Annotated in this window: 5 protein-coding genes; 3 read left to right on the top strand and 2 right to left on the bottom strand. The window is 71.6% G+C overall.

The window, feature by feature from the left end; all coding sequences use genetic code 11:
• Positions 1-93: 93 nt before the first annotated feature.
• Entirely contained in the window at positions 94-975 is an 882-nt protein-coding gene (locus ABZ281_RS36555) for an SIS domain-containing protein (protein ID WP_356662355.1), read from the bottom strand.
• 117 nt (positions 976-1,092) lie between these two features.
• Here ABZ281_RS36555 and ABZ281_RS36550 point away from each other — a divergent pair, with 117 nt between their 5' ends.
• Both ABZ281_RS36550 and ABZ281_RS36545 read left to right on the top strand, forming a co-directional pair.
• Positions 1,093-1,872 carry a DeoR/GlpR family DNA-binding transcription regulator gene (locus ABZ281_RS36550; RefSeq protein WP_356662354.1) on the top strand — a complete coding sequence of 260 codons (780 nt, stop codon included), beginning with the start codon at positions 1,093-1,095 and terminating at the stop codon, positions 1,870-1,872.
• Between the two features lie 160 nt (positions 1,873-2,032).
• The gene (locus tag ABZ281_RS36545) at positions 2,033-3,868 is read left to right on the top strand and encodes a glycoside hydrolase family 15 protein (RefSeq protein ID WP_356662353.1); all 1,836 of its coding nucleotides are present in this window, start codon (positions 2,033-2,035) and stop codon (positions 3,866-3,868) included.
• 3 nt (positions 3,869-3,871) lie between these two features.
• Here the strand turns inward: ABZ281_RS36545 and ABZ281_RS36540 are convergent, their stop codons facing one another.
• On the bottom strand, positions 3,872-4,828 hold the full coding sequence (locus tag ABZ281_RS36540; protein WP_356662352.1) for a hypothetical protein: 957 nt from the start codon (positions 4,826-4,828) through the stop codon (positions 3,872-3,874).
• 199 nt (positions 4,829-5,027) lie between these two features.
• Between ABZ281_RS36540 and ABZ281_RS36535 the strand changes: the two genes are divergently transcribed.
• Positions 5,028-5,198, top strand: coding sequence for a cation transporter (locus ABZ281_RS36535; RefSeq protein WP_356662351.1), 171 nt, complete (start codon positions 5,028-5,030; stop codon positions 5,196-5,198).
• Positions 5,199-5,234: the final 36 nt, after the last annotated feature.

Here is a 5,234-nt window from a genome sequence, read left to right as displayed (position 1 = left end):
GTGATGACGTTGAAGGAGGCGACGGCCGAGCGGGCGGCTGCGGCGGAGGTGACGAGTTCGCCGGTGGTGGTGAGGGGCACGGGGTCTCCAGGGTCAGGGTTCGAGGATCACCGAGCGCGTCAGGTGGCGCGGGGTGTCGGGGTCCAACCCGCGGGAGGCGGCGACGGCGACCGCGAGCCGGTGAACGCGGACGAGTTCGGCGAGCGGGTCCCGTGCCCCGGCGATCCACAACGCGCCGGTGCCGCGCACCTGTTCGGCGAGCCCGTCCGGTGCGTCGCCCAGCATCCAGGTGGCCGTGCCCTCGGTGCTGAGGCTGATGGGGCCGTGCCGGTACTCCATCGCGGGGTAGGCCTCCGCCCAGGTCAGGGCGGCCTCGCGCATCTTCAGCCCGGCCTCGTTGGCCAGTCCGACGGTCCAGCCGCGCCCCAGGAAGGTGACCTGCCCGCACTCCACGATGCCTTCGGGCAGGGGCTCGGCCAGGGCGATGCGGGCGTCGCTGACGGCGGTGTCGGGGTGGAGGCCGAGGTGAGCGCGGAGCAGGGTGAGGGCCGTGGTCGCGAACCGGGTCTGGACGACGGAGCGTTCGTCTGCGAAGTCCAGGACGGCGAGTGCGTCGGCGGCCGTCCTGACGGGCGTGTCCGGGTCGGCGGTGATCGCGGTGGTCGGGGTGCCGCCCTTCACACGGCCCAGCAGGTCCAGGACCTCGGTCGTGGTGCCGGAGCGGGTGAGGGCGACAACCCGGTCGTAGCGGCGGCCGTGGGGGAACTCGGAGGCGGCGAAGGCGTCGGTCTCGCCCTGGCCGGTGCCCTCACGCAGGGCGGCGGCGGCCTGCGCCATGAAGTACGAGGTGCCGCAGCCGACGATCGCGACCCGCTCCCCCGGAGCCGGCAGCACCTTCACGAACCGGGGCGCCTCCGACGCGGCGCGTGCCCAGCACTCGGGCTGGCTGGTCAGCTCGTCCTCGACATGCGTCATACCGCACCCTCCACTCTGATTGTTCCTGCAAGATATCGCCAGCTTTCGAGCATCATCAAGCATTCGGGCTGGATCGGGTGCGCTAAGGTCGCCGGAGATCGATATGTGGAGGTGCGGATGTCGCGCGACGCCCGCTGGAAGGCGCTGCTGGAACTGCTCGTGGAGCGCGGCCGGCTGGACGTCGAGGACGCGGCGGCGGAGCTCGGGGTGTCGGCGGCGACGATCCGCCGTGACTTCGACGGGCTCGCCGAGCAGCAGATGCTCGTGCGCACCCGGGGCGGGGCGGTCGTGCACGGTGTGTCGTACGAGCTGCCACTGCGCTACAAGACGGCCCGCCGCGCCTCCGAGAAGCAGCGCATCGCCAAGGCGGTGGCGGATCTGGTCGCGCCGGGCGAGGCGGTCGGGCTCACCGGGGGGACCACCACGACCGAGGTGGCCCGGGCCCTGGCCGTGCGCGGGGATCTGGCGTCGGGGTCGCCCGCGCTGACCGTGGTGACGAACGCACTGAACATCGCGGGTGAGCTGGTCGTGCGGCCCCAGTTCAAGATCGTGCTGACCGGCGGAGTGGCCCGGCCCCAGTCGTACGAGCTGGTGGGGCCCCTCGCGGACGGGGTGCTCGGGCAGATCACGGTCGATGTGGCGGTGCTCGGCGTGGTCGCCTTCGACGTGACGCACGGCGCCGCGGCGCACGACGAGGCGGAGGCCGCGATCAACCGGCTGCTGTGCGAGCGGGCGGAGCGGGTGGTGGTGGCCGCGGACTCCAGCAAGCTCGGGCAGCGGGCGTTCGCCCGCATCTGCGCGGCCGAGGCGGTGGACACGCTGGTCACGGACATGGCGGCCGACGCGGAGCGGGTGCGGGGCTTCGAGGAGGCCGGGCTGCGGGTCATCACGGTCTGAGGGCGACGGCCTGACAGCGACGTCTGGCAGCGGCCGTGCGGCGGCGACGGTCCGGCAGCGGCTGTCCGACAGCGACAGTCTGACTGCGGCCGTCCGACAGCGGCCGTCCGTCGCCGGTTCTAGGCTGGGGCTGAGGCGCCTACCGGGCAGGGAGGCCGTCATGGGCGAAGCCGCACAGGACCGGGGCATGCCGGGTGGCCGACGCTATGTGCCGATCGCCGAGCACGGGCTGATCGGCGATCTGCGCAGTGTGGCCCTGGTGGGGACCGACGGCACCATCGACTGGTACTGCTGCCCGGCGTTCGACGCGCCGAGCGTGTTCGCCTCGATCCTGGACGCCGAGCGCGGCGGTTGCTTCGAACTGGCGGCGACGGTACCGGCGCGGACCAAGCAGTTCTACTTCCCCGACACCAACGTGCTGATCACCCGGTTCTTCACCGAGGACGGGGTCGGCGAGGTGCAGGACTTCATGCCGGTCGGCGGCGGGCCGGCCGAGGCCGAGCGGCACCGGCTGATCCGGCGGGTGGTGTGCGTACGCGGTTCCATCCCGTTCCGGACGCGCGTGGCGCCGCGGTTCGACTACGGCTCCCTGCCGCACACCGTCCGGCTGACCGGCGACACCGCGGTGTTCGAGGCTGAGCGCATGGCACTGGCGCTGACCGCGACCGTGCCGCTGGAGTCCGACGGGCCCGACGTGCGCGCCGACTTCAAACTCTCCGAGGGCGAGACGGCGGTCTTCGCGCTGGACAAGGTCGGCGGCGATGTGACGCCCCGCCGGTGTGCGCGCACGGAGGCCGAGGAGCAGTTCGCGGCGACGGTGGCGTACTGGCGGCGCTGGCTGTCGGCGTCCCGGTACAAGGGCCGCTGGCGGGAGATGGTGCACCGCTCGGCCCTGACGCTGAAGCTGCTCACTTACGCGCCGACCGGGGCGATCGTGGCCGCGCCGACGACGAGCCTGCCCGAGGAGCTGGGCGGCGAGCGCAACTGGGACTACCGCTACGTGTGGGTGCGCGACGCGGCGTTCTGCGTCTACGCCCTGCTGCGACTGGGCTTCACCGGCGAGGCCGAGGCGTTCATGGACTTCGTGACCCGGCACATCAGCCCGGGCGACGGAAAGCACTCCGGCCCGCTGCAGATCATGTATGGCATCGACGGCCGCACCGAGCTGCCCGAGCGCACCCTCGACCATCTGGAGGGCCACCACGGATCGGCGCCGGTACGGGTCGGCAACGCGGCGGCCGACCAGCTCCAGCTCGACATCTACGGCGCGCTGATCGACTCCATCTACCTCTACGACAAGTGGGCCAAGCCCATCTCCAGCGGCCACTGGGACGACGTGTGCGCACTGGTGGACTGGGTGTGCACGCACTGGGACCAGCCCGACGAGGGGATCTGGGAGACGCGGGGCGGGCGCAGGAACTTCCTGTACTCACGGCTGATGTGCTGGGTGGCGATCGAGCGGGCCATCCGGATGGCCAACCGGCGCGGCCTGCCCGCCGACCTGCCGCGCTGGCGGGAGTGCCGCGACAGGATCTACCGGCGGATCATGAGCCGGGGCTGGTCCGAGGAGCGCGGGGCCTTCGTCCAGCACGAGGACGGCGACGTGCTGGACGCGGCGGTGCTGATGATGCCGCTGACGAAGTTCATCGCCCCCACCGACCCGAAGTGGCTGTCGACGCTGGACGTGCTCTCCGAGGAGCTGGTGTCCGACTCGCTGGTCTACCGCTACAACCCCCGCTCCAGCCCCGACGGGCTGCGCGGCGACGAGGGCACGTTCTCCATCTGCTCGTTCTGGTACGTCGAGGCCATGGTGCACGCGGGCCGGATCGACGAGGCGCGCCTGGCCTTCGAGAAGATGCTGACGTACGCCAACCACCTCGGTCTGTACGCCGAGGAGATCAGCCACACCGGGGAGCAGCAGGGCAACTTCCCGCAGGCCTTCACGCATCTCGCGCTGATCAGCGCGGCCTTCAACCTGGACCGGGCGCTCGGCTGACGCTCAGTGCCCGTGTGCGTCGTCCGCATGCCCCTCGGCGGTACCGGAGTCGGCCGCTCCCCCGGCGCGGACGGTGAACGCCGCCGTGTGGACCTTGCCGTCGTGCCGGAAGTCCAGGAACAGGCGGTAGGCGCCGGCGCTGGGTGCGGTGGCTGTGAACGAGATGTCCGGTCCGGGCCGGGTCGCACCGTCGCCGGGTTCGCCGTTCGGGTGGACGTGCAGGTAGGCGAGGTCGCCGGAGCGCAGGGCGACCAGGTGGCCGTACGCGCCGAGGTAGGGCTGGAGGTCGGTGACGGGCTTGCCCTCGCGGGATACCCTCAGTTTCAGCTCGCTCGCCTTGCCCGGGTGCGGGGCGCCGGACAGCTTCACGTCGTAGCCGTCGACCCGGGCCGTGGTGCTCGCCGGCGGCAGGGGCCGGGCCTCGTACGGGCCGGAGGCGGCGAGGTCCGCGCCGAGGGTGAGGTTCTCGGCGTCCTTCCCGGCCGGGGTGAAGTCGGCGAAGACGCGGTAGCCGCCCGCGCGGGGCAGGTCCACGGGGGTGCTCCAGGTGCCGCCGGCGGCGCGGGTGGGGTGCAGGTGGCGGTAGGTGACCAGGTCGCGTGAGGCCACGATGAGGTGCAGTTCCTTGTCGTGTTGGCGCTGGTAGGCGGTGACCGCTCGGCCGCGGGTGTCCCGGACGGTGAAGCGCAGGTCGGCTTGTTTGCCCGCGGTGACGCGCGGGGTCTGGAGATCGAGGGCGTAGCCGCTCTCGGAGATCTGCAGTCCGCCGGCGGGGGGCGTGTCGTGTCCGGCGCGGCCGCCGCCCTCCGCCTGCTCCGGTGTGGGCCGGGTGCGCCCGTCCCCGTGCTTCGCAGGGCTGTCGGCGACGACGGGGTCGATGCCCTGTCCGACGCCGTAGGCCGCGCCGAAGGTCGCTGCCAGGGCGGCGGCGAAGGTGGTGATCCTCAGTCCGGTGTTCATGGCCGTGGCTCCTTCAGATACCGGGCCTCCCGCACGATTGCGGGGCCTTCATACAGTTCACCATACCCCTGGGGGGTATTAGGTCACGTCACTCCGACGCTTGCATCGTATACCCCCATGGGGTATACCTGAAGTCGACGCGGGAATACCCCCGCCCCGTATTCACCACATCTGTTGAATCGCCCCGAGGAGGCACCCGATGCCCGCCACCGCCTACGCCGTCTCCGGCATGTCCTGCGGCCACTGCAAGACCACGCTCACCAAGGTCATCGGCGAGCTGACCGGCGTCAGCGGTGTCGAGGTCGACCTCGACAGCGGCCACCGCACCCGCACCAAAACCCCCCCGCCCCAACACCCACTCGTATCCTAGGTTGTGGAGTAGTACGCCTACTAAAATACCACGGGG

The sequence above is a fragment of the Streptomyces sp. NPDC006265 genome (genome assembly GCF_040613555.1).
GTDB lineage: Bacteria > Actinomycetota > Actinomycetes > Streptomycetales > Streptomycetaceae > Streptomyces.
Note: the sequence above shows the minus strand (reverse complement) of the source record. Positions and strands in the feature narration are given on the sequence as shown.

Coding starts and splice junctions, on each gene's coding strand:
- ABZ281_RS36535 (WP_356662351.1), top strand. CDS start 5,028: ATGCCCGCCACCGCCTACGCCGTCTCCGGCATGTCCTGCGGCCACTGC.
- ABZ281_RS36540 (WP_356662352.1), bottom strand. CDS start 4,828: ATGAACACCGGACTGAGGATCACCACCTTCGCCGCCGCCCTGGCAGCG.
- ABZ281_RS36545 (WP_356662353.1), top strand. CDS start 2,033: ATGGGCGAAGCCGCACAGGACCGGGGCATGCCGGGTGGCCGACGCTAT.
- ABZ281_RS36550 (WP_356662354.1), top strand. CDS start 1,093: ATGTCGCGCGACGCCCGCTGGAAGGCGCTGCTGGAACTGCTCGTGGAG.
- ABZ281_RS36555 (WP_356662355.1), bottom strand. CDS start 975: ATGACGCATGTCGAGGACGAGCTGACCAGCCAGCCCGAGTGCTGGGCA.